General features: G+C 71.7%; 17 protein-coding genes. 11 read left to right on the top strand and 6 right to left on the bottom strand.

Features of this window, described 5'->3' with window-relative positions:
* The first annotated feature begins 9 nt into the window (after positions 1 to 9).
* A complete protein-coding gene (locus QQM67_RS20440) occupies positions 10 to 900 on the top strand; it encodes an acyl-CoA thioesterase (RefSeq protein WP_314175419.1) in 891 nt (296 codons plus the stop codon).
* 82 nt (positions 901 to 982) lie between these two features.
* On the opposite strand, the gene erm is transcribed toward QQM67_RS20440, so the two are convergent.
* The 3 genes from erm to QQM67_RS20425 form a co-directional block, all read right to left on the bottom strand.
* The gene (gene erm / locus QQM67_RS20435) at positions 983 to 1750 is read right to left on the bottom strand and encodes an ErmE/ErmH/ErmO/ErmR family 23S rRNA (adenine(2058)-N(6))-methyltransferase (protein ID WP_314175418.1); all 768 of its coding nucleotides are present in this window, start codon (positions 1748 to 1750) and stop codon (positions 983 to 985) included.
* 413 nt (positions 1751 to 2163) lie between these two features.
* Positions 2164 to 2328 (bottom strand): hypothetical protein, encoded by a 165-nt coding sequence (locus QQM67_RS20430; RefSeq protein ID WP_314175417.1) that lies wholly within the window; start codon positions 2326 to 2328, stop codon positions 2164 to 2166.
* 69 nt (positions 2329 to 2397) lie between these two features.
* Positions 2398 to 3201, bottom strand: coding sequence for a phosphatase (locus tag QQM67_RS20425; RefSeq protein ID WP_314175416.1), 804 nt, complete (start codon positions 3199 to 3201; stop codon positions 2398 to 2400).
* A 164-nt stretch (positions 3202 to 3365) separates the two neighbouring features.
* On the opposite strand from QQM67_RS20425, the gene speB reads away from it, so the two are divergent.
* The 3 genes from speB to QQM67_RS20410 all read left to right on the top strand — a co-directional run bounded on the left by speB (position 3366) and on the right by QQM67_RS20410 (position 12040).
* Entirely contained in the window at positions 3366 to 4433 is a 1068-nt protein-coding gene (speB, locus tag QQM67_RS20420) for an agmatinase (RefSeq protein WP_314175415.1), read from the top strand.
* A gap of 775 nt (positions 4434 to 5208) precedes the next feature.
* Complete coding sequence (locus tag QQM67_RS20415; RefSeq protein ID WP_314175629.1) at positions 5209 to 9177, top strand: ABC transporter ATP-binding protein; 3969 nt, start codon at positions 5209 to 5211, stop codon at positions 9175 to 9177.
* A 52-nt stretch (positions 9178 to 9229) separates the two neighbouring features.
* Positions 9230 to 12040 carry a glycosyl hydrolase family 65 protein gene (locus QQM67_RS20410; RefSeq protein WP_399067219.1) on the top strand — a complete coding sequence of 937 codons (2811 nt, stop codon included), beginning with the start codon at positions 9230 to 9232 and terminating at the stop codon, positions 12038 to 12040.
* Between the two features lie 79 nt (positions 12041 to 12119).
* Here QQM67_RS20410 and QQM67_RS20405 read toward each other — a convergent pair whose 3' ends face one another.
* Complete coding sequence (locus tag QQM67_RS20405) at positions 12120 to 12620, bottom strand: NUDIX hydrolase (RefSeq protein WP_314175413.1); 501 nt, start codon at positions 12618 to 12620, stop codon at positions 12120 to 12122.
* 148 nt (positions 12621 to 12768) lie between these two features.
* On the opposite strand from QQM67_RS20405, the gene QQM67_RS20400 reads away from it, so the two are divergent.
* Positions 12769 to 14178, top strand: a complete 1410-nt coding sequence (locus QQM67_RS20400; RefSeq protein WP_314175412.1) for a S28 family serine protease — start codon at positions 12769 to 12771, stop codon at positions 14176 to 14178.
* 97 nt (positions 14179 to 14275) lie between these two features.
* On the opposite strand, the gene QQM67_RS20395 is transcribed toward QQM67_RS20400, so the two are convergent.
* Positions 14276 to 15139, bottom strand: a complete 864-nt coding sequence (locus tag QQM67_RS20395; RefSeq protein ID WP_314175411.1) for a sugar phosphate isomerase/epimerase family protein — start codon at positions 15137 to 15139, stop codon at positions 14276 to 14278.
* A 150-nt stretch (positions 15140 to 15289) separates the two neighbouring features.
* Complete coding sequence (locus QQM67_RS20390; RefSeq protein ID WP_314175410.1) at positions 15290 to 16537, bottom strand: LacI family DNA-binding transcriptional regulator; 1248 nt, start codon at positions 16535 to 16537, stop codon at positions 15290 to 15292.
* A gap of 329 nt (positions 16538 to 16866) precedes the next feature.
* Between QQM67_RS20390 and QQM67_RS20385 the strand changes: the two genes are divergently transcribed.
* From QQM67_RS20385 to QQM67_RS20360, 6 genes are all read left to right on the top strand, one after another.
* Entirely contained in the window at positions 16867 to 18054 is a 1188-nt protein-coding gene (locus tag QQM67_RS20385; RefSeq protein WP_314175409.1) for a Gfo/Idh/MocA family protein, read from the top strand.
* Between the two features lie 17 nt (positions 18055 to 18071).
* Positions 18072 to 18995, top strand: coding sequence for a DUF6807 domain-containing protein (locus QQM67_RS20380; protein ID WP_314175628.1), 924 nt, complete (start codon positions 18072 to 18074; stop codon positions 18993 to 18995).
* A 108-nt stretch (positions 18996 to 19103) separates the two neighbouring features.
* Positions 19104 to 19847, top strand: a complete 744-nt coding sequence (locus QQM67_RS20375; protein ID WP_314175408.1) for a cupin — start codon at positions 19104 to 19106, stop codon at positions 19845 to 19847.
* Between the two features lie 166 nt (positions 19848 to 20013).
* Positions 20014 to 21297 carry an ABC transporter substrate-binding protein gene (locus tag QQM67_RS20370; RefSeq protein WP_314175407.1) on the top strand — a complete coding sequence of 428 codons (1284 nt, stop codon included), beginning with the start codon at positions 20014 to 20016 and terminating at the stop codon, positions 21295 to 21297.
* Positions 21297 to 22343 (top strand): carbohydrate ABC transporter permease, encoded by a 1047-nt coding sequence (locus tag QQM67_RS20365; protein WP_314175406.1) that lies wholly within the window; start codon positions 21297 to 21299, stop codon positions 22341 to 22343. The genes QQM67_RS20370 and QQM67_RS20365 overlap by 1 nt, the downstream gene beginning before the upstream one ends.
* Positions 22343 to 23209: a carbohydrate ABC transporter permease gene (locus tag QQM67_RS20360; RefSeq protein ID WP_314175405.1), complete on the top strand. Its 867-nt coding sequence runs from the start codon at positions 22343 to 22345 to the stop codon at positions 23207 to 23209. The genes QQM67_RS20365 and QQM67_RS20360 overlap by 1 nt, the downstream gene beginning before the upstream one ends.
* The last annotated feature ends 4 nt before the right edge of the window (positions 23210 to 23213 follow it).

The raw sequence follows: 23213 nt of genomic DNA, 5'->3' as shown, positions 1-23213 counted from the left end.
ATCGCCGGCATGAGCAACGAACTGACGTCCCTGGTCGACCTGCTCGATCTGGAGCGGGTCGAGCAGGACATCTACCGGGGCGACAGCCGGGAGGCCGTCGTCCCACGGGTGTTCGGCGGGCAGGTCGCCGCGCAGGCGCTCGTCGCCGCCTGCCGTACGGTCCCCGACGGCCGCCTGCCGCACTCCCTGCACTCGTACTTCCTGCGCTCCGGCGACCCTGGCGCACCGATCGTCTACACGGTCGACCGCATCCGCGACGGGCGCTCCTTCACCACCCGCCGCGTCGTCGCCGTCCAGCACGGGCAGCCGATCTTCCACCTGTCGAGCTCCTTCCAGACGTACGAGGAAGGGCTCGAACACCAGGTGCCGATGCCGGATGCGCCCGACCCCGAAACGCTGCCGACGGCCGAGGACATGATGCCCCGGTACGCGGAGCTCTTCGGGGGCTCCGAGGTGCCGCAGCGGCTGATGAAGGCGCGCGCCGCCGTCGACCTGCGGTACGTGCGCGAGCCTCCGTTCGCCAGCGCGGGCAAGCCGCGCGAGCCGCTCTCGCAGGTCTGGTTCCGCACGAACGGCAAGCTGGACGGGCCGCTCGACCATCCGATGCTGCACATCTGCCTGGCGACGTACGTCTCCGACATGACGCTGCTCGACTCGGTGCTGCTGGCGCACGGGCGGGGCGGCTGGGCGGTCGGCGACGTGGTCGGGGCGAGCCTCGACCACGCGATGTGGTTCCACCGGCCCTTCCGCGCCGACGAATGGCTCCTGTACGACCAGGTCAGCCCGACCTCGCAGGGCGGCCGGGGCCTGGCCAACGGGCGGATCTTCACGCGTGACGGGCGGCTCGCGGTGTCGGTGATCCAGGAGGGCGTCGTACGGGTCCCGCGCGACGAGAAGTGACGCCGCGCGGAGGCGCGTTGGCGGACGGAAGGGGAGACGGGGGAGACGGAGGCGGGACCCGCGGGCGGCGAGGCCGCCGGCTTCAGCCGCCGTCGAGCTCCGCGAAGAGCGTGAGCCAGTGGTGCGGGCTCACCAGCCCCACGGGGGCGGAGGCGTCGACTCCCGCGCGTGCGAAGGCGGCGCGCACCCGTGCCGTGCGGTGCCGCCGCGACAGCGTCGCCGCGAGCGAGCCGCCGACCCCGGTGAAGCCGTGCGCGACGAAGTCCCGGTAGACGGGCAGCCGTTGACGGGGCAGCAGCGGCCGGGCCCGCCGGTCGATGCGCAGCACCGCGGAGTCGGTCCGGGGCACCGGCGTGAACGACTCGCGCCCCACGCGGCCTGCCCGCCGCCACTCGAACTCCGGCCACGTGCTCACCGTCAGCAGCGGCCAACGCCCCCATCCGCCCGTGTACTTGCGGGCGTATTCGAGCTGTGTGAGAAGCGTCGCCGACGTCAGATGCGGTGCGGCGAGGCACCAGCGGACGATGTCGGTGGTGCGGGAGTACGGGATGTTCCCCACCACGGCGAACGGCTCGCGCGGTGCCCGGGATCGCAGGAAGTCGCCCTGGACCAGGCGCAGTCCGGGCAGGTCGCCGAGGCGGCGGCGGAGGTGTGCGGCGAGCCGGGGGTCGATCTCGTACGCGATGACGCGGCGGCCGCCGGTGGCCAGCTGCCGCGTCAACACCCCCTGTCCGGCGCCGGGTTCGACGACGAGCGAGTCGGGGCGCAGCGCGCCGGCGCGGACGATGCGCCGGACGGCGGCGGGGTCGTGGAGGAAGTTCTGGGAGAGCGTCTTGCGGCGGCGTGCCACGGCGAAGTCCTCTGGTGTGTGAGGACAGGCGCGGCAGCGCAGCGGGCGCGGGGGTCACGTATGCGTCCGCGTGCGTGCGCGACGTGACGTCGTGACGTGAAGCGGCGACGTGAACCGCGCGCCGTACAAGGGCTGTACGGGGCGGCTCCACGGCACGACTTCACGGCACGGTTCTTACGGCACGACTCCGCCGGGCCTGTCCGGTCGATGGGGACACCGGAGGCCCTGGGCACAGACCGCGGACGCGTCGCGGAGGCGGGTGGTACGGCAGCGGGCCGCGGGCAGAGGGAGCTGCCGTCGCGGAGGCCGGAGGAACCGGCGTGACCGGACAGACCGACCCGGCCGTATGAACCGGCGGGAGCCGGAACGGCCGGAATCAGACGCCGGGTTGAGGCCGGAAGCCGGGGTGCGCCTCAGGCGTCCTGGCGGATGGCCAGGGCCGGGCGCCGGGCGCGCGGGCGGATGACCAGCTGGGGGCAGCCCCAGCGGGAGTTGACCCATGACCCTTCGGACATGGAAGGCACCCCCTGCGCGTCGGCGCGCGCACCGTTGGTGATCGCCTGGACGGGTGCGGACATGGTCACGACGCTAGGCGGGCGCGGCCGAGCGGGGCAACGGGTTTTCCCGCGCGGGCCGCCCGTCCGCGCTCACTCCGTACCGGACCGCGCGGCGGCCAGCAGATAGGAGGTGAGGGGCTCGTAGAAGCGCGGGTCGGCGACGTGGTCGTCGAGCGGCACGGTGACCGCGAGGGTGTCCTCGGCCTCGCCGAGGAAGAGCGCCGGGTCGTTGCAGTCCGCGAAGCCCACCGTGTCGATGCCCTGCTGGCCCGCGTATCCCGCCCAGCCGTGGTCGGCGACGACGAGGTCCGGCAGCGGTTCCCCGGTCTGCCGCAGCCGCTCCAGCACCGCCGCCATGGGCGCGGGGGAGTGGGTGTGCCAGAGAGACGCGCCCCGCTCGTGCACCGCCACGCCGCCGAACTGCACCACGACACCGTCGTCCGTGTATGTGCCCTCCGGTACGCGGACGATGTCGCAGCCTGCCTCGTGCAGCGCCTGCGCGAACGCCCCGTGCATGTCGAGCAGTGCGCCCGGGTGCCCCGTCGCGAGGAGCACGCGGCGCCGCCCCTCCGCCGCCTTGCGCAGTTCGGCCGCCGCCCGGTCCAGGGCGCCCACGGTCATCTCCGGGTCGATGGTGTCCTGGCCGCTGCGGTGGTCCGGGTCGTCGATGACGCCGCAGCGCTCGGCCATCACCGCCAGCACGTCCTGCTCGTCCTCCCAGCGGTCGCCCAGTTCGAGGCCGAGCCAGTAGTGCCGGTCGCCGTTGGCGAGTTTGCGGTAGTGGGAGAGGTTGTTCTCGCGGGGCGTGGCCACGTCGCCGGCGATTCGGGTGCGTACGAGGTGCTCTGTCAGTTCGGATCTCGACGGTGCGGAGGCGGGAGCGAATATGGGCATGCGGCCATTGTGACCCCTGCGGCGCGGGCCCAGGCAGGCGCGCCCGGGATCGCCGCGCGCCGGTCCGGCTCACGGCACACCTGTACGCGGCGGACAACTCGGCCTCCCGCACTTCCGGTTACGTCCAACGAAGGGCGGGTTCCCCGGCGTCTACCCTCGCCGCCATGAGCCCAGCCGAGCAGCAGCCCCAGCAGCACGGACAGCCCCAGCAGCAGGGACAACAGGAGCAGCCTTTCCGGCAGACCGGCCAGGCAGCGCAGGCGGCGCGCCCGGAACCCGTCGGTCCGGTGGACAGCTCGCGGGTACCGCGCTACGCGGGACCCGCGACGTTCGCGCGGCTGCCGCGCCTGGACGAGACCGGCGGCACCGCGGACGTGGCGGTCGTCGGCGTCCCCTTCGACTCCGGCGTCTCCTACCGCCCCGGAGCGCGCTTCGGCGGGAACGCGATCCGCGAGGCCTCCCGGCTCCTGCGCCCGTACAACCCGGCGCAGGAGGCCGCGCCCTTCGCGCTCGCGCAGGTCGCGGACGCGGGCGACATCGCGGCGAACCCCTTCGACATCGGCGAGGCGGTGGAGACCGTGCAGGAGGCCGCCGACGGGCTGCTCGACAGCGGTGCGCGGCTGATGACCCTCGGCGGCGACCACACCATCGCGCTGCCGCTGCTGCGTTCGGTCGTACGGAAGCACGGCCCGGTCGCGCTCCTCCACTTCGACGCCCATCTGGACACCTGGGACACCTACTTCGGCGCCGCGTACACGCACGGCACCCCGTTCCGCCGGGCGTTCGAGGAGGGGCTGCTGGACACCTCGGCCGTCTCACACGTCGGCACGCGCGGGCCGCTCTACGGCCGGAAGGACCTGGACGAGGACGAGCGGATGGGCTTCGGCATCGTCACCTCCGCCGACGTGATGCGCCGCGGCGTCGACGAGGTGACGGACCAGCTGCGCCAGCGCGTCGGCGACAGGCCCCTCTACGTCTCGGTGGACATCGACGTCCTCGACCCGGCACACGCGCCGGGGACGGGCACGCCCGAGGCCGGCGGTCTCACGTCGCGCGAGCTGCTGGAGATCATCCGCGGTCTCGCCGGCTGCCATCTCGTCTCGGCCGACCTGGTCGAGGTCGCCCCCGCCTACGACAACGCGGAGATCACTTCGGTCGCCGCCTCGCACACGGCGTACGAACTGACGACGGTCATGGCGCGGCAGATCGCCGAGGGACGGGCGGGGCGGTAGTGGCCGCGTGTGCCTCAGGGCCGGTTCCGCGCACTATGGCTCGACAAGTGGTTCGAGAGACGTACATGGGGCTGTTTCCAGCCGTATTGCGGACGGTGAGTACGCGCTTGCTTGCACACCGTGCTCGGGCCGTCGATTTCAGGCCGGAAGAAGATGGCTGGTGGAAGCGGTGCGTGTGACGGTAGTCACAGACGGTAAGCGGTAACTGTGCGGACCTGGTTCAACGCACAACGTTACTGAATCCGGTCGGTCGATGTGCATCTCGTGAAAGTTCCCGACAGACTTCCCACTGCGGTCCCGCGGGATGGGGACGACACATGACGGCGACAGCGCTGGCCCTGTGGGGGGTGCCACCTGTCAGCATTCCATGGACGTCCCCGCCGGGGCGGTCGGGAGAGCCCCCCGCTCTCCGGGCCGCCCCGGTTCTCTTTGCGGCCCGACTCTTCTCTTCTCCAGCCGTCTCCTCCGGTCCTCTCCTCACTCCTCTCCTCCTGGTCCCCGGGCCTTAGGACGAAAGTCGTGACTTCGTTGCGGATTGTTGCGGTGGGATGAAATCCCCCGTCACGCGACGTTGGAGCCTTCGGCACCGCGGCGCGGGACACCCCTCGCGCCGAGCGCGGTGGGAAGGAAGGTGAGGTCACAGGTGACGACGGGGACGGAACCGGCCGGAGAACGGCAGGACCCGAAGGACGCCCAGGAGCCGCAGGGCCCACAGGACTTGCAGCAGTCGAAGGACGCGAAGGCTCCCGGGAGCGAGCCGGGTCCGCGCGCTCAGCTGCCGCCTCAGGGCTGGGCCAGGCGCCTCGCCGCGTACTGCTGGCGCTACAAGCGCGCCGTCGTGCTGGCCGTCGGCGCCTCGCTGGCCGGTATGGGAGTCATGGCGCTCGTCCCCCTGCTCACCAAGGTGATCATCGACGACGTGGTCGTCGGCAGCGAGGGCGGTCTCGCGCTGTGGATCGGGCTGCTGCTGCTCGCCGCGGCGGCCGTCTACGTCCTCACCTTCGCGCGGCGCTACTACGGCGGCAGGCTCGCCCTCGACGTCCAGCACGATCTGCGGACCGAGATGTACCGGGCGATCATCCGACTCGACGGGCGCAGCCAGGACGAGCTGTCGACCGGTCAGGTCGTCGGACGCGGCACGAGCGATCTCCAGCTGGTGCAGAGCCTGCTGTTCATGCTTCCGATGATGATCGGGAACGTGCTGCTGTTCGCGGTGGCGCTCGTCGTGATGATCGTCCTCTCCCCGATGCTCACGCTCGTCTCGCTCGCCGTCTTCCCCGCGCTGTGGTGGATCGCCAACCTCAGCCGCACCCGTCTCTTCCCGGCGACCTGGTACGCGCAGCAGCAGGCCGGCGCCGTCGCCTCCGTCGTCGAGGGCGCGGTCACCGGCGTGCGCGTGGTGAAGGGCTTCGGGCAGGAGGAGCAGGAGAAGCGCAAGCTGCGCGACATCAGCCGCGAGCTGTTCGCCGCGCGGCTGCGCACCGTACGTCTCAACTCCCGCTACACGCCCGCGCTCCAGAGCGTGCCCTCGCTGGGGCAGGTCGGGATGCTGGCGCTCGGCGGCTGGATGGCGACGCGGGGGGAGATCACGCTCGGCACGTTCGTCGCCTTCTCCACCTACCTCGCGCAGCTCGTCGGGCCGGTGCGGATGCTCGCGATGATGCTGACCGTCGGGCAGCAGGCGCGGGCGGGCGTCGAGCGGGTCTACGAACTCATCGACACCGAGCCGCAGATGACCGAGCGGCCCGGGGCGCGCGAGCTGCCCGCGGACGCGGAGGCGTCAGTGGAGTTCGACGACGTCAGCTTCGGATACGAGCGGACGGACGACTCCGGCGAGGACGGGTCGTCCGCCGAGTCCACCGAGTCCACCGAGTCCGCCGAGTCCGGCGAGGACGGCGGGTCCCAAACCTCCCCCACCTCCCCGCGGCCCGCCGCCCGCGGCACCGTCCTGGACGGCTTCCGCCTGCGCGTGGAGCCCGGCGAGACCGTCGCGGTCGTCGGATCCAGCGGCAGCGGCAAGTCGACCCTGGCGATGCTGCTGCCCCGCTACTACGACGTGACGGGCGGTGCCGTGCGGGTCGGCGGGCACGACGTACGCGACCTGACGATCGGGTCGCTGCGCTCGGCGATCGGGCTCGTGCCGGAGAACAGCTTTCTCTTCTCCGAGTCCATCCGCGAGAACATCGCCTACGGCGCACCCGACGCGACCGACGAGGAGATCCGCGCCGCCGCCCGCGTCGCACAGGCCGACGGCTTCATCGGCGAACTGCCCGACGGCTACGACACCACCGTAGGCGAGCAGGGCCTGACCCTCTCCGGGGGCCAGCGCCAGCGCATCGCGCTCGCCCGCGCCGTGCTCACCGATCCGCGGCTGCTCCTGCTGGACGACGCGACGTCCGCGGTCGACGCGCACGTGGAGTACGAGATCCACGAGGCGCTGCGCAGCGTGATGGCGGGCCGTACGACCCTGCTCATCGCGCACCGGCAGTCCACGCTCGCCCTCGCCGACCGGATCGCCGTACTGGACCGCGGGCGCCTCGCGGACGTCGGCACCCACGAGGAGCTGACGGAGCGCTGTGCCCTCTACCGCCGGCTGCTGACCGACCCCGACGAGCTGGGCGAGGTCACGCGGGACCCGGCGGGCCTCGCCGCCTCGCGCGACGGCGTCCCGGCGGCCGGCGGCGCGCTGCACGAACTCCCGGCGGCCGACGGCTCCGCGGCGGGCGGCGGCATCACGCCGGAGCTCTGGGTGCGCCCGAACGGCTCCTCGCCCGACGGCGCCGCCGCCACCGGACACGGACGCGGTGACCTCGGCGGCGCCCAGGCCGGACGCCCCGGCGGCTTCGCCGCGGAGATGGCCGCCATGCCCGGCAGTCCCGAACTCCTCGCCCGCGTGGCCGCGTTGCCGCCCGCCGAGGACGTGCCCGAGGTGGACGAGGAGCGCGCCGAGCGCGCCGAGGAGTCCTACGGGCTGCGGCGCCTGCTGCGCGGCTTCGGCGCGGCCCTGGCCGTGGCGCTGCTCTTCGCCGCGTTCGACGCCGCCTTCGGGCTGGCGCTGCCCGTACTGATCCGCAACGGCATCGACGACGGCGTGCAGAAGGCGGCCCTGGGGGCGGTGTGGACGGCGTCGGCACTCGCGCTCGCGGTGGTGAGCGGGCAGTGGGCGGCGCAGTACGCCGCGATGCGGCTGACGGGCCGCACCGGCGAGCGCGTCCTGTACGCGCTGCGGGTGAAGATCTTCGCCCAGCTGCAACGGCTCGGACTCGACTACTACGAGCGCCACTTGGCCGGTGCCGTCATGACCCGGATGACGACGGACGTGGACGCGCTGTCGACGTTCCTTCAGACGGGCCTCGTCACGGCCGTCGTCTCGGTCTTCACGTTCCTCGGAATCCTCGTCGCCCTCTTCGTGCTCGACGTGCAGCTGGCGCTGGTCGTCTTCGCGACGCTGCCGATACTGATCGTCGGCACGGTCTACTTCAGGCGGCACAGCGTCAAGGCGTACGAACTGGCGCGGGAGCGCGTCAGCGTCGTCAACGCCGACCTCCAGGAGTCGGTCGCGGGGCTGCGCATGGTGCAGGCGTTCCGCCGCGAGCGGCGCGGCACCGCCCGGTTCGCCGAGCGCAGCGACGGCTACCGGCAGGCGCGGGTGCGCGGGCAGTGGCTGATCTCGGTCTACTTCCCCTTCGTGCAGTTGCTCGCCTCGCTCGCCACCGCCGGTGTCCTCGTCGTCGGCGCCGGACGCATCGACGAGGGGACGCTCACGGCGGGCGGGCTGGTCGCGTATCTCCTCTACATCGAGCTGTTCTTCTCGCCCGTGCAGCAGCTCTCGCAGGTCTTCGACGGCTACCAGCAGGCGTCCGTCGCGCTCGGCCGCATCCAGCAGCTGCTGCGCGAGGAGACCACGACGCCCGCGCCCGCCGACCCGGTCGACCCGGGGGAGCTGCGCGGCGGGATCACCTTCGAGAACGTGCACTTCCGCTACGCCACGGCGGACGGAGGCACGCACGAGGAGGAGGCGCTCTCGGGCATCGAACTGACCGTTCCGCCCGGGCAGACGGTCGCGTTCGTCGGTGAGACCGGCGCCGGCAAGTCCACCCTCGTCAAGCTCGTCGCCCGGTTCTACGACCCGACGACGGGCGCGGTGCTCGTCGACGGCGCGGACCTGCGCACGCTGGATCTGCCCGCCTACCGGCACCGGCTCGGCGTCGTACCGCAGGAGCCGTACCTCTTCCCGGGCACGGTGCGCGACGCCATCGCCTACGGGCGCAGCGACGCCAGCGACGCCCAAGTCGAGGCGGCGGCAAGGGCGGTGGGCGCCCACGACATGATCGCGACCCTCACCGGCGGCTATCTGCACCCCGTCTCCGAGCGCGGTCGCAACCTCTCGGCCGGGCAGCGGCAGCTCATCGCGCTCGCACGCGCGGAGCTGGTCGACCCCGACATCCTGCTGCTCGACGAGGCGACCGCCGCGCTGGACCTCGCGACGGAGTCACTGGTGAACCAGGCGACGGACCGCCTCGCGGGGCGGCGCACCACGCTCGTCGTCGCACACCGGCTGACGACGGCCGCACGTGCCGACAGGGTCGTGGTGCTCGACCACGGGAGGATCGTCGAGGACGGCACGCACTGCGAACTGCTGGCGCGCGACGGGCAGTACGCGCGGCTGTGGCGCGTCTTCGTGGGCGGTACGGAACCGGCAGCCGGCGTAGGGACGGACAGCACATCGCGTTCAAAGGTCTGAGAAGAAGCGCGGAGTGTTGCACCGGTTGCGTTCACGAATCTAGGTTCGGCGCATGTTCGGACCCCCACGCCGTCCTTCCCCCACGCGTCGCCGGGGGGACCCCCACTCGTTCCTCCCCCGGGCTTCGACGGGAGGTGCCCCCAGAAGGAACCTGCACCGCCTGGCACTTCCGTTGCTCGCCTGCGCCCTCGTCGCAGCGGTGCCGCAGTCCTCGACGACCGCCCCTCCGGGGGCGGTCGGCCGCGCAGCCGCGCCGCCCGGCTCGGACCGGCCGGACGGCTGGGTGCTCACCTCGCACGAGAAGGATCCGGGCGGCAGCTACCGCGCGTACGTGGGCAACGGCTATCTCGGCCAGCGCATCGCACCGTCCGGGTCGGGCTACAGCGCGGGAGGCGAGAAGTCCGGCTGGCCGCTGTACACGCCGCGCTACGACGGCTCGTTCGTCGCCGGGCTCTACGCGCACAACCAGAAGACCGCCAAGGACAAGCAGGCGCTGGCGGCCCTTCCCACCTGGACCGGCCTGAACGTCGCCACGGGCGGAGAGTCAGGCGAGACCTTCTCCTCCGACACCCCCGCCAAGCGGATCTCGCACTACAGGCAGTCCCTCGACATGCGCCGCGGCGTCGTACGCACCTCGCTCACCTGGACCGCGAAGGACGGCCGCGCCACCGACCTGACGTACGAGGTCCTCGCCGACCGCGAGCACGCCCACTCCGGTGCCGTGCGCGTCCGCATGCGCCCGCACTGGAGCGGCAAGGCGGGCGTCACCGACGTCCTCGACGGCCGCGGCGCGCGCCGTGTCTCGCAGACGGGCGGCGGCGACCGCACGGACGGCAGGCGCGAGACGCGGGACCGCAGGACCCGGACCATGGACGTCGCCTTCCGCACGCACGGCACGAGGGTCGAGGGCGCCGTCGCCTCGACCCTGCGTCCCGGACGGGGAGTTCGTGCGACGGATGAACGCAAGGCGGGCCCCGCCAGGAAGCTGACCGCCAAGCAGGGCCTCTCCTTCGACGCGCGCCGGGGCAGGACGTACGAGTTCACCAAGTACGTCGGCGTGGACACCGCGCACACCTCCGGCACCCCCGAGCGCAGCGCGCTCGACACCTCCCGCCGGGCGGCGGCGCGCGGCTGGGAGCGGATCCATACCGCGCACACCGCCGCGTGGAAGCGGCTGTGGCGCAGCGACATCCAGGTGCCCGGCCGTCCCGGGATGCAGAAGTGGCTGCGCTCCGCCCAGTACGGGCTCCTGGCGAGCAGCAGGCGCGGCAGCGACGACAGCATCGCTCCCGCCGGCCTCACCAGCGACAACTACGCGGGCGTGATCTTCTGGGACGCGGAGACGTGGATGTACCCGGGTCTGCTCTCCGGCCACCCGGACCTGGCCAAGTCCGTACTGGACTACCGCTACCGCACGCGCGCGGGCGCCCGCGCCAACGCCCGCAAGCTCGGCTACGACGGCCTGTTCTACGGCTGGAACACGGGCAGGGACGGCGACCTGTGGAAGGAGTGCCACAGCTGGGACCCGCCGCACTGCCGCACCCAGAACCACCTTCAGAGCGACATCGCGCTCGCGACCTGGCAGTACTACCTCGCCACCGGTGACACCCGGTGGCTGCGGGCGCGAGGGTGGCCCGTCCTGAAGGGCATCGCCGAGTTCTGGGCGAGCCGCGTTCACAAGAACGGCGACGGCAGCTACTCCGTCAAGAACATCGCTGGCCCCGACGAGTACAGCAACGGCGTCGACGACGGCGTCTTCACCAACGCCGGTGCCGCGACCGCCCTCCGCCAAGCGGCCCGCGCAGCGCGCCTGCTGGGCGAGAAGGCGCCGCCGCGGTGGACGAGGATCGCCGGCAAACTGCGCATCCCCTACGACAAGAAGCACAAGGTCTTCGAGCAGTACGACGGCTACGGCGGCTCCACCATCAAGCAGGCCGACACGGTGCTGCTCCAATACCCGCTGGAGTGGCCGATGTCCAAGGGCGACGCCCGGCGGACCCTCGACTACTACGCCTCCCGCACCGACCCGGACGGCCCCGCGATGACGGACTCCGTGCACGCCGTCGACGCCGCGCAGAACGACGAGCCCGGCTGCTCGGCGTACACGTATCTCAAGCGCTCCATCGAGCCGTTCGTACGCAGCCCCTTCGCGCTCTTCTCCGAGGCGCGCGGCGGGAAGGCAGGCGCGGCCGACCCGCACTCGGGGCAGCCCGCGCAGGACTTCGTCACCGGCAAGGGCGGCTTCCTCCAGGTCTTCACCCACGGGCTGACGGGGCAGAGGCTGCGGGAGGGCAAGCTGAAGCTCGACCCGATGCTGCCGCCGCAGCTCGCCGGGGACGGTGTGACGCTCAAGGGGCAGCGCTGGCAGGGTCGTACGTACGACGTCGAACTGCGCGCGCACCGGACGACCGTCCGCCTCACCGACGGTGAGCCCTTCACCCTGGATACGCCGCAGGGCGAGCAGATCGTCAGCCGGGACGCGCCCGCGGTGCTCAAGACCCGGCGCCCCGACCTGGATCCGACGCCGAACCTCGCACGGTGCCGGGACGCGCGCGCCTCCTCCGAGGAGCCCGGCATGTACGCGGGCGCCGCGGTCGACGGCAACGCGGCCACGTCCTGGAGGCCGGACGGCAGGAAGGGCTCGCTCACGGTGCGCCTGGCGCGCACCGTCAAGGGCGGCACGGTCGACCCGCAGTGGGACGGCAAGAAGCCCGCGAGCCACCGGACGGAGGTCTCGGCGGACGGCAGGCACTGGCACCCGGCCGGAGACGACGGCAGGCCGTTCCGGCACGTACGGGTCTCGGTCACCTCCAAGGACGCGAAGAAGCCCGCGGGCATCGAGGAGTTGAGGGTCACCGGATGAGCCGGACGGGCGGCGGACGGTGCCCAGGCCGGGTCGGCGGAGAGTGGCCGGTCGGAAGACGGGGTCAGGCCCGGCCGGCTCACTCCCGGCACAGCTCCACGATGTACTCGTCGACCGTCTGCACCATGCCGCCGCCCGGCAGCGCCTCCCCGTCCGCGCGCCAGTGGACTGCCGAGACCTCGCTGTTGGGCGCGAACGTGTGCGGCCGCTCGGTGTGCGCCGTGAACACCCCGCCGTACAGGACGCGTCCCGACGTCCCGAGCGCCGTACGCGTATGGCCCACGAAGCGCAGGGCGTCCGCCTCCAGGAGCTGGCCGGTCTCCTCCCGCAACTCCCGTACGGCCGCGGCCCGTGGGCGCTCGCCGGGCTCGATGCCGCCGCCCGGCAGCTCCCAGCACTCGCGCTCCCGCTCGTAGACCATCAGCACGCGGCCCTTGTGCCAGAGCACGACCAGCACGTAACCCATGGGGGCGTCCTCGAACGTGGCGTCCTCGGGCCGCTCGTGCGCGCCGTGGAAGGAGAGCAGAGCCATCCCGCGGGGCCCGGTGACCAGCGGCTGCGGCTGGCGGGAGTCGGTCATGGCAGGCAGCCTAGGTCCTGACCGCGACAGCGACCCGGGCCCCGCGTTGTTACGGATGCGACATCTCGTGCAGGGGCGACAGATCTGGCGGTGCGCTGGAGCTACCGGTAAGTTCACTCCGACCTTTGACGGATCCAGGGGAGAGCGCATGCGAAGAACGCTCAGATGGACGCTGTCGCTTGCGGTGCTCATAGGCACCGCCGGCGCGGGCGGAGTGTCGGCAGGGGCCGCCACAGCGGACGACACCGACATCAAGGACCGCATCCTCGCGATCAAGGGGATGAGCTTCATCGAGGAGAAGAAGGTCAACGGCTACCGCTTCTTCCTCCTCAACTACGAACAGCCGGTGGACCACAGGCACCCCGAGAAGGGGACCTTCAAGCAGCGGATCTCTCTGCTGCACAAGAGCGAAGACCGTCCCACCGTCTACTTCACATCCGGATACGGGCTCAACGAGGAGCCGTCGCGCAGCGAGCCGACGCAGATGACCGACGGCAACCAGGTCTCCATGGAGTACCGGTTCTTCTCGCCGTCGCGGCCCGACCCGGCCGACTGGTCGAAGCTCGACATCTGGCAGGCGGCCAGCGACCAGCACCGCATCTTCAAGGCGCTGAACAAGATCTACGGCAAGCGCTGGATCTCGACGGGCGGCAGCAAGGGCGGAATGACGGCGACGTACTACCGTCGCTTCTTCCCCAAGGACATGGACGGGACCGTCGCCTACGTCGCGCCCAACGACGTGAACAACGACGAGGATTCGGCGTACTACGACTTCTTCGAGAAGGTCGGCTCCGACAAGTGCCGCGACCGCCTCAACGCCACGCAGCACGAGATCTTCGACCGCCGCGGCGAGATGGTCAAGAAGCTCAAGGCGCTGGCGAAGAAGGAGGGTTACACCTTCAAGCTGGCCGGCAGCGCGGACAAGGCTTTCGAACTCGTCGCGCAGGATCTGGTGTGGGGCTTCTGGCAGTACCACCTGGAGCCCGAGGAGTGCGACAAGGTGCCCTCCACGAAGGCCAAGACCCAGGAACTGTGGGACTGGGCCAACGAGATCGGCGGCTGGGAGGCCGGCTCGGACCAGGGCATCGAGTACTACACGCCGTACTACTACCAGGCCGGCACCCAGATGGGCTCTCCCGACTACGAGTCGCCGCTCCTGGACGACGTGCGCAAGTACCCGGGCCTCAACAAGCCCCGTACGTACGTGCCTCGCGACATTCCGATGAAGTTCGACTCCAAGGCGATGAAGGACGTCGACCAGTGGGTGCGCACCCACGCGTCGCAGATGCTCTTCGTCAACGGGCAGAACGACCCGTGGAGCGCCGAGCCGTTCACCGTCGGCGAGGGCACGAAGGACGCGCACGTCTACAAGGCGCCCGGTGCCAACCACGGCGCGAACATCGCCAAGCTGAGCGAGAAGGACAAGGAGGCGGCGACGCGCGCGCTGCTGAAGTGGGCCGGTGTCGAGCCCGCGAAGGGCGCGGAGCCGAAGCGCCTGACGAAGTACGACGCGGACCTGGACCGTCCCGTCAAGCAGGAGCGGACGCTGCGGCCGTAAGGCTGTACGCCGTCACCACCCGCTCCACGACCGGTGCCCGGCCGGGGCAGGTCCGCCCCGGCCGGGCACCGGTCCGTCTCTCGCGAGAACGGCGGCGTCACTCCTCGGCCATCAGGCCACGCAGATGGTCCCGTACGGCCGGGAGCAGCGCCGGCAGCTCCGGCACCTGCGGGTACCAGCGCTTCTCGTACTCCCAGCAGAGCCACCCGCGGGACGGGTCGGAGCGCGCGCCCGCGGCGGTGGTCCCGCCGGTGCCGACGGCTCCGATGGGGTCCTTCGCGTCCCCGGCGTGCGTCAGCAGCTTCACCACCTCGCTCAGCGGCAGCACGCCCTCGCCGGGCGGCAGCGGCGTGGTGTCGTCGGCCGAGGCGATGTCCTTGACCTGCACATAGCCGAGGAACGGCGCGAGAAGCCGGTGGCTGGTGCCCGGGTCCTCGCCTGCGCGCCACGTGTGCATGACGTCCCACAGCGCGCCCGCCGAGGCGTGGCCGACGGCCGCGAGGACGCGTGCGGCGTCCTCGCCGGTGCTGTGCGAGTCGTGCGTCTCCAGCAGCAGCCGCACCCCGAGGTCGGCGGCGAGCGGTGCGAGGGCGGCCAGCCGCCGCGCGGCCGTCGCGTCGCTCTCGTCCCGCGCGGCGCCGTCGCCGCCAGGAAAGACCCGGACGAAGGACGCGCCCAAGTCGCGTGCCAGCTCGAGGAGTTGCTGCACGTCCGTCAGTACGGCGTCGTCGTCGCCGGGGGCGGCGACCTTCGCGTACCCGGCGACCGACAGGACCTCCACGCCCGCCGCCTTGAACTCCTCGACGACGTCGACCCGCTCGGCCAGTGTCAGGCCCGGATGCACGGGCTCCTCCGGGTGCGCACGCAGCTCCAGCCCCTCGAAGCCGGAGTCGGCCGCGAGACGTACGGCTTCGGGGACGGGAACGGAAGGGATGCCGAGGGTGGAGAACGCGAGTCGCATGAGCACAGCGGACCAGATGCCCCTGTGCTCGTACAAGCTCCGGGCGTCAACTGGCCGCTCGTGCCCCACCATCGGGGTGGGCGCGGCGGCGCCGCTGCTCAGCGGGGTCGCGGCGCCCGGCCGGGCCCCGGACGCCGGCGCCCGGAGGGCTCAGCCCTCGCGCCCGGCGGGCGGGGCGGTCGAGCCGCGCGCCATCAGCTCGGTGCGTACGGTGGCCACTCCGCCGGGGGGCGGCGCCTCGCGGCCCAGGGCGAGCCGTCCGGCGCGCGCGCCCGCGTCGTGCAGGGGGATGCGGACGGTGGTGAGCGTGGGGGAGGCGTCGGCGCTGAAGGGCAGATCGTCGAAGCCCGCGACGGAGACGTCCTCGGGGATGCGCAGGCCCTGGTCGCGCAGCGCCGCGCAGATGCCGAGGGCGACGGTGTCGTTCGCGGCGAGCACGGCCGTCAGGCCGGGCACGCGGCGCAGCAGTTCGAGGGCGCCGTCGTAGCCCGAGGAGCGGTCGTACGCGCCGCCGTGCACGGTGAACTGCTCGGCGTCGGTGAGGAGTTCGGGAGCGCGGTCGCGCAGGGCGAGGCGGTGGCCCTCCAGGCGGTCCCGGGTGGTGGTGCGGTCGGCCGGGCCCGTGACATAGCCGATGCTGCGGTGGCCGAGCGAGAGGAGGTGCTCGGTGAGGCGCCGGCTGCCTCCGCGGTTGTCGAAGGCGATCGTGACTATGCCGTCCCCGGCTCCTGTGCCCGGGACGGTGCCTGTTCCTGTGACTGTGCCGGTGTTCTGGTGCTCGTCGTCCCGCGCGCCCCGCGCCGTCCCGTGCTCGTCCGCTTGTCTCTGCTCGGGCCTTCGGCCCTCCGGCGGCCGGTGGGCCTCCCCGTCGGCCGGGCTGCTCGCCGCCTTGTGCTCCGGCGCGAGCGGGGGCCTACCGCACAGCACGATGCGCGTCCCTCCCGCCGCGAGACGGCGCAGCCGGGTGGCGAGCGCGGCGCTGTGCTTCTCGTCCTCCACGGCGCTGCCCGTCAGGACGACGGCGGCCGCGCGCTGTCGCTGGAGGTGGGTGAGATAGGTCAGTTCGCTCTCCGGGGAGCCTCCGGTGTTGCAGACGACGGCGAGCTTCTGGCCGCTCGCGCCGCCCGGCCCGCCGGTGCCCATCTCGCTCTGCACGGCGCTGGCGATGATGCCGAAGAAGGGGTCGGCGATGTCGTTGACGAGGACGCCGACGAGGTCCGAGGTGGCCGCGGCGAGAGCACTGGCCGGGCCGTTGACGACGTACTGGAGCTCCTCGACCGCACGCATCACCCGCGTGCGAGTGGCGCCCGCGACGGGGTAGTTGCCGCTCAGCACGCGCGAGACGGTCGCCGCCGAGACACCGGCTCGCGTCGCCACATCGGCCAGAGTCACTGCCATCCAGTCCTCCGTTGTCCACAGTCCACGTATGCCTTCGGGCTCGCCGTCACCGGACGGTCGTGCGCAACTGCCGTGCCGCGGCGCGCGGTCGGCGCCGTGGCGCGAAGACGCATCAGTGCAGCGCACACGGCAGTGTCGTGCTCGTCGGTGGCCGGGCGCGCCCATGCTCTCACTCCGCGTGTCCTTCCGTTACCGCAACCGGTTCCCCGGCCGGTTTGGAAGAGGGCATTCCGGTCCGGCCCTGCACGGGGTCTTGTCCTGTCATATCAAGCGCCCTTAGTGTCACCCGATGGCAAGCGCTTTCTGTCGGCCGGAGGAGCCACTGCTGTATGACCGTTGAAGGAGTTCCACTGCGCGCAGCCGTCGTCGGCACCGGGGGCATCGTCACCGGTAGCCATCTGCCCGCGCTGCGCGCCCACGCCGACCGCGTCCGCCTCGTCGGTGCCGTCGACGTCGACGAGCGCCGCCTCGCGGCGTTCCTCGGCGAGGCCGGGGAGGGCGTGAGCGGATACCCCGGCCTGACGGAGATGCTCGCGGCGGAGAGCCCCGACCTGGTCCTGATCGGAACGCCGCCCGCCCTCCACGCCGAGCAGATCCGCGCCTCGCTGCGCGCCGGTGCGTGGGTGCTGTGCGAGAAGCCGATGTGCCTCTCGCTCGCCGAGTACGACGCGGTGGCGGCGGAAGAGGGCGGCGCGGAGGGCGAGTTGGCGGGCGAGGCCGCGGAGTCCGCGGACCGGGCAGGCGGCACGGGCGGCCGCGGCGGCCCGTACGCGTCCGTCGTCTTCCAGCACCGCTACGGCTCCGGCGCGTCCCATGCCCGCGAACTCCTGCGCAGCGGCGAACTCGGGGCGCCGCTCGTCGCGCACTGCCAGACCACCTGGTACCGGGACGAGGACTACTACTCCGTTCCCTGGCGCGGCCGTTGGGCCACCGAGGGCGGCGGACCCACCATGGGCCACGGCATTCACCAGATGGACCTGCTGCTCCATCTCCTCGGCGAGTGGAGCGAAGTACGCGCCATGGCGGGGCGGCTCGTGCACGACGTCGAGAGCGAGGACGTCTCCACCGCGCTCGTCCGCTTCGAGAACGGCGCGATCGCCACCGTCGTCAACAGCGTGCTCAGCCCCGACGAGGTCAGCCGCATACGCATCGACTGCGCGGACGTCACAGTCGAGTTGACGCATCTGTACGGCTACGGCAACGACGACTGGGCCTACACGCCCGCACCGCACGCCCGCGGGCAGCACGAGCGCACAGCGCACTGGCGCACCCCGGCCGCCGACGTGCCCAGTTCGCACGCCGCCCAGCTCGGCGGCTTCCTCGACGCGATGGAGAAGGGCCAACGCCCCCCGGGCAGCGGCCCGGACGCCCGCCGCACCCTCGAATTCCTCGCCGCGCTCTACAAGTCGGCGTTCACCGCGGCCCCCGTACACAAGGGTGAGGTCGCACCGCAGGACCCCTTCTACCGCGCCATGCACGGCGACCACCCCGACTGGGCACCCAAGGAGCACCGATGAGCGCGCCCCGAGGCCATCTGCCGATCACCGTCACGCACACGCACGGCGAGCGCATCGGCGTCGCCGCGGACGGCACCGATCTGATGTCGTACGTCTACGCCCCCGACCCCGTGGCGTTCGAGTCGCGCAAGCCGTACGTGCATCCCCTGCGCACCCTGGCCGGCAACTCCGTCTCCGGTTACCGGCCGAACGACCACCGCTGGCACAAGGGCCTTCAGATGACCGCGAGCCATCTGTCGGGGCAGAACTTCTGGGGCGGCAACTCCTATGTGCACGGGGAGGGTTATCTGCCCCGGCACGAACTCGTCGGCTCCATGCGGCACGACGGCTTCGAGTCCTTCGAAGTGGCCGACGACAGGCTGGACTTCACCGAGCGGCTCACCTGGGTCGAGAACGGCGGCGCGGAGTGGGCTCGGGAGCGGCGCTCCGTCGCGCTCCACTCGGCCGACGGGCGCAACGGCACGTACGCGATCGACTGGTTCATCGAGCTGACCAACATCCGCGGCGAGCCTCTCCACTTCGGCTCGCCGACGACTCACGGCCGCGAGATGGCGGGCTACACCGGTCTGCACTGGCGCGGTCCGCGCGACTTCAGCGGCGGCCAGGTGCTCTCGCCCGCCGGGCCGAGCACGGACGAGGAGATGATGGGGCAGCCCGCCTCCGAGCATCCGTGGCTCGGCTTCGTCGGCGAACACGACGACGTGGACGCCCACTCGACCCTCGTCTTCGCGCACGCGCCCGGCAACGAGGAGTCGGTCCACGCGTCGCACTGGTTCGTGCGCTCCGAGCCCGTCCCGACGGTCGCCTTCTCCTGGGCGTTCTTCGAGGAGTTCACGCTGCCGCCGGACGACTCCTTCGCGTACGGCTACCGGGTGGTGGTCGCGGACGGCGCGTGGGAGACCGACGGCATCGAGCGGCTGCTGAAGGCGATCCCCTGGTGAGGCGCTGACGGCGCTCTGCGCCCCTTCCCATCTGCTTCTTCCCGTCCCGACCCGTCCATCGAAGCCGACCCGACGCGACCAGGTCACCGAGTCGAAGGGAGACCGCACATGCTGGACGCCCAACTGCCCGGCGGAATCGGTCTGTCGCACCTCAGCCCGTACGAGTGGGAGGCCGCCGACGGAGTCTGCGGCGGCAGCCCGCACATCCATCTCGCCTGCACGGAGGCGTACGTCGTGACGGCGGGTGAGGGCGCCGTCGAGACGCTCACCGCCGAGGAGGGCTGCACCGAGACGCCGCTGGAGCCGGGGGTGATCGCCTGGTTCACACCGGGGACGGTGCACCGGATGGTGGCCGGCCCCGGACTCCGGGTGACCGTGCTCATGCAGAACGGCGGCCTGCCCGAGGCGGGCGACGCGGTGTTCACCTTCCCTCCCGAGGTGCTGGCCGACCCCGAGTCCTACGCGGCCGCGGCGGCGCTGCCCGCCAAGGAGGGCCCCGAGGCCGAACGCGCGGCCCGTGTGCGCCGCGATCTCGCCGTCGAGGGCCATATCCGCCTGCGGGACGCGCTGAAGGCGGGCGACGCGGAGCCGCTGCACGACTTCCACCGGGCGGCGGTACGCCTCGTCGCCCCCAAGCTGGAGTCCTGGCAGGCGCGTTGGCGCGACGGTGCCCTCGCCGCCGCCGAACGCACCGGAGCACATCTCGCGGCGCTCGCCGAGGGCGACTCGTCCCACCTCTCCGCCGCGCGTGCCCGCTCGGCGGAGCCCACGCGCCGCGGCGGCTACGGGATGTGCGGACGCCGCGACGAGTACGAACTGCCCGGCACGACGCTGCCGTACTACGGCGAGTAGCCCGGCGCCGCAAGCCCGGTCCAAGGCCGCGGACCCGAAGTCCGAAGGGCCGGCCCCGAGCCCCGAGTTCCGAGTTCCGAGCCCCGAGTTCCGAACCGCAAGTCCCGACCACAAGCCGCACGAAGCCGCGCCGGCTCACCGGCAGCCGCACGGAAAGGTTCACCGCATGCCCGCACCCAGGACGAGGGCGACCTGCGCGGCAGCCGTCGCGATCGCGCTCTGCGCGACGCTCGCAGGCTGTGCCGGGGGAGCCTCCGCAGCAGACGAGGGCAAGGTCACGCTCCGCTTCACCTGGTGGGGGAACGCCGACCGGGCCGCCCTCACCAACAAGGCCGTCGAGGCCTTCGAGAAGCTCCACCCCGGCGTCGACATCCAGACCTCCTACTCCACGTACGACTCGTACAAGCAGAAGCTGGCGACCCAGGCCGCGGGCAGCGACGTACCCGACCTCATCCAGCTCGACTACCGGCAGATCAGCCAGTACGCGGGTTCCGATGTGATGCTCGACCTGGCCCGGCAGCGCGACGTGCTCCCCACCGGAAAGATGGATCCCCGGCTGCTGAAGACCGGTCAGGTGGGCGGCGTCCAGTACGCCCTGCCGATGGGCGTCGGCACCCAGACGATCGCCTACGACAGAGCGGCGTTCCGCGCGGCCGGGGTGAAGCAGCCCGAGCCCGGCTGGAGTTGGCAGGACTGGGTGAGGGCACTGCGCAAGGTGAAGCAGGATCGCGGCACGTACGCGATGACGGATCCCGGCGCCCAGGAGGACCAGTTCGAGATCTGGCTGCGCGGCCAGGGCAAGCGGCTCTACGACGAGAACGGCCAGGTCGACTTCAGCGTGGACGATCTGGCGCGCTGGTGGTCCTTCACCTCCGCGCTGCGCAAGCAGGGGCTGGTCAGCCCGGCCACGGACACCACGCAGATGTCCGGGTCGGTCGAGGACAGCCCGATGGGACGGAAGAAGTCCGCCGCGGAGTTCAACTGGGACGCTCCGTCCGCCGGTTACGAGGCCATGTACGGCGACAGGCTGGCCATCGCCCCGACGCCCACCGGGGAGGACGGCACGTTCGGTCAGTACTACAAGCCCTCGATGCTGCTCGGCATCTCCGCGGGCAGTGAACACCCGCGCCAGGCGGCGCAGTTCATCGACTTCCTGCTCAACTCCGACAAGGCCGCCGACATCGTCGGCGTCGACCGGGGCACTCCCGTCAACAGCACGCAGCGCCGCAGGGTGCTCTCCACGGTCACCGGATTCCAGAAGCAAGTGGCCCGGCTCCAGGAGTCGTTGCGCGGCAGGCTCAAGGCGCCTCCGGCGGCGCCGCCCCGAGGCGACAACGGCCTCCAGTCGACCTTCCAGCGCGACTACGACCAGGTCTCGTTCGAGAAGCTGTCGCCACGGGAGGCGGCCGGGGACTTCCTCACCGAGGCACGAGCGGAGCTGAGGCAGTGATGGGCTTCTCCTCGACGGCACGTACGGCACGTACGGCACGTACCGCGGCACGCGCCGCGACGGCCGGCGTCTCCGCGGGCTCGCCGGCCCCCGCGGCCGCGGCCGGCGCCGGCACCGCCCCGTCCGGCGCGGACGCGCACGGCCGGGGTCACCGCCCGCGGCGCGAACGCCAGGGCGCCGCCTGGGTGTTCCTCTCGCCCTGGGTGCTGGGCGCGACGGTGCTGACCCTCCTGCCCATGGCGGTCTCGCTCTATCTGTCCTTCACGGACTACAACCTCTTCGATCCGCCGTCGTGGATCGGACTGCGCAACTACGCGCAGATGTTCACCGAGGACCCGCGGCTGCTCCGCTCGGTCGGCAACACCGTCCTGTACGTGCTGGTCGCCGTCCCGCTGCAACTCGCGCTGGCCCTCGCGGTCGCCGTCGCGCTGAAGTCGATGCGGCGCGGCAGGAGTTTCTACCGGTCGGCCTTCTACGCTCCGTCGCTGCTCGGCGCGTCCATGAGCGTCGCGCTGGTCTGGCGGGCGATCTTCAACGACGGCGGAACGGTCGACAACCTGCTCGGCGGCCTCGGCCTGCACCTCGGCGGCTGGGTCAACCGGCCCGGGTGGGCGCTGCTGAGCGTCGCGCTGCTGACCGTATGGCAGTTCGGGGCACCGATGGTCATCTTCCTGGCCGGACTTCAGCAGATCCCGCAGGACCTGTACGAGGCCGCGGAGGTGGACGGGGCGGGCAGGTGGCGGAAGTTCGCCTCGATCACGCTGCCGATGCTCTCCCCGGTGCTCTTCTTCAACCTGGTGCTCCAGACCATCCAGGCCTTCCAGGTCTTCACTCCCGCATACGCGGTGAGCGCCGGCCGCGGAGGCCCCGCCGACTCGACCCTCTTCTACACGCTCTACCTCTACGAACGGGGCTTCACCGCCTCGCACATGGGCTACGCCTCGGCGATGGCGTGGATGCTGCTGCTCGCCGTCGGCATCGTCACGGCGGTGCTCTTCCGTACGTCCCGGTCCTGGGTCTTCTACGCGAACGAGGAGGCCGGCTGATGTCCGCCACCGCCGTCCACACCCGGCGCCGCCGGATCGCCTGGCCGCGCGTCGCGCTGCACGCGGGCGCCGCGGCCGTGCTCGTCGTCCTGCTCTACCCGCTGGCCTGGCTGGTCGCCACGTCCTTCAAGCCCGCGGACGAAGTCCTCGCGAGCCTCGCCCTGTTGCCCTCCCGGCTGGCCACCGAGAACTACGGCACGGCGGCGGAGGGGATCGAAGGCGTCACGCTGCTCCAGCTGTTCGGCAACTCGCTGACGATCTCGCTCGGTGCCGTGCTGGGCAACGTGCTCAGCTGCTCTCTCGCCGCGTACGCCTTCGCGCGGCTGCGGTTCACCATGCGCGGACCGCTCTTCGCGTTCATGATCGCCACGATCATGCTGCCGCACCACGCCGTGCTGATCCCGCAGTACATCGTCTTCAACCAGCTGGGCATGGTGAACACCTTCTGGCCGATGGTGCTGCCGAAGTTCCTCGCCACCGACGCCTTCTTCGTCTTCCTCATCGTGCAGTTCATGCGGGGACTGCCGCGCGAGCTGGACGAGGCCGCGAAGATCGACGGATGCGGACCGTTCCGCATCTTCGCCCGCGTGGTCCTGCCGCTGACCAGGCCCGCACTGATCACCACCGCGATCTTCACTTTCATCTGGACATGGAACGACTTCTTCACCCAGCTCATCTATCTCTTCGAGCCGGACAAGTACACACTCACACTGGCGCTGCGCACCTTCGTCGACACCTCCAGCCAGTCCGCGTACGGGCCGATGTTCGCGATGTCCGTGCTCGCGCTGCTGCCCATCGTGCTGTTCTTCCTGGCCTTCCAGCGGCTGCTCGTCGAGGGCATGGCCAACTCCGGGCTGAAAGGCTGACCAG

Origin of the sequence: Streptomyces winkii, from assembly GCF_032248595.1 — a bacterium.
GTDB lineage: Bacteria > Actinomycetota > Actinomycetes > Streptomycetales > Streptomycetaceae > Streptomyces > Streptomyces winkii.
This window is presented reverse-complemented; position numbering and strand designations above follow the sequence as displayed.